Annotated in this window: 1 pseudogene; it reads left to right on the forward strand. The window is 59.9% G+C overall.

Features of this window, described 5'->3' with window-relative positions:
* Positions 1-5: 5 nt before the first annotated feature.
* Positions 6-1,208, forward strand: a pseudogene (locus ACODTZ_RS36090) (DUF8535 domain-containing protein); the annotation flags it as partial.
* Between the last annotated feature and the right edge of the window lie 56 nt (positions 1,209-1,264).

Raw genomic sequence — 1,264 nt, forward strand, 5'->3', positions numbered from 1 at the left:
ACAGCCTGGCAGAGCTTACCGAGGAAGAGGCCGCAGCGCTTCGGGCATGGTATGGCAATGCTGCTTCCAACGCGGAGAAGGCGATGGCTCTCGCAGTCATCAGGCAAGCCAAGGTGATGAACGGCTGGATCGAGTGCGATTGCCTCGCCGGTCGGCCGCAGCCACTGCTCGCCCCGATCCGGCAGGAGCACACCTATACGCTGCGACGATTGACGTCGAAGGACGAGGATCCCCTCCGGCACGAAGAGCGGCCGAACCATGCGAGCACCTGTCCGTTTCACGTTGACAAGGACACCTCGCCGGCACTTGTCGATCGCAGCTACCACATTCGACCGGTTCGAAAATCCGATCGGAGCTACATCGATGCATTGCCGGCCATTCCCGACCGTTTGGCCGACGCCGCAGACGACGACATCTCCCGTTCGACGGAACGGAACGACCGACCGTCCAGACTCGGTGGCATCCTGTGGAGGCTGCTCGACGACGCCGGGACGAACGTCGTCCAACCGCTACAGGATAATCCCGATCTAACGCTTCGAAACCAGCTTTCGAGACTGCGCGCAGCCGCCAGGGACCTTCGGGTCTTGAGAACATGGTCCCTCAACGCACTGCTATCGACCTGGGCGGCCGATTACTGGGAGACCGACAGTCGCTGGCAACGTCTGCTCGAAACCTCACGTCCGGATTGGCCCGGAACGCTCCGCCGGACGGGCTTCATGCTGCTGTTTGCGAAGTCCGTATCGGCTCAAGAGATCATGCCGGCATCGTCCTCACGATCGATTGACGTGCTCGGAAAGGTAAGACAACCGTTGCGAGGCGATCCAAAACAACGTGGCCCATTCGTCAGCCTGCTGAACGTGGACTTTGGCGACGATGACGAGGGGCCGGTGCGCGCCGTACAAGCCTATGCCCAGCCGGTCTATAATGGCGACACGTTGTTTCCGGTGGAATCCGGTTTCGAAAGGGACGTCTCCCATCTCCTGTTCTGGCTTCAGGAATCCCTGTTCGAAGGCGTTCCTGATCTTCGCATCAAGATCACCAAACCGCTCTTTGCGTCCGAAACACCGCTTGGACCTTGCCGGCCAGATTTCGTCCTGGAGGCGAGCTATAAGGACCACCGACCCACGACGCTGATCATCGAGGCCTTTGGTATGGAAACCGAAGAGTATCGCGAAGCCAAGAACAAGACCGTGCCTCGCATGAAGCATCGTGAGCGTCCGGCGAACGCATTTTCGGGTGTGGAGAGATGGATGCTATAGGCCGC

The sequence above is a fragment of the Rhizobium sp. FG113 genome, assembly GCF_057809895.1.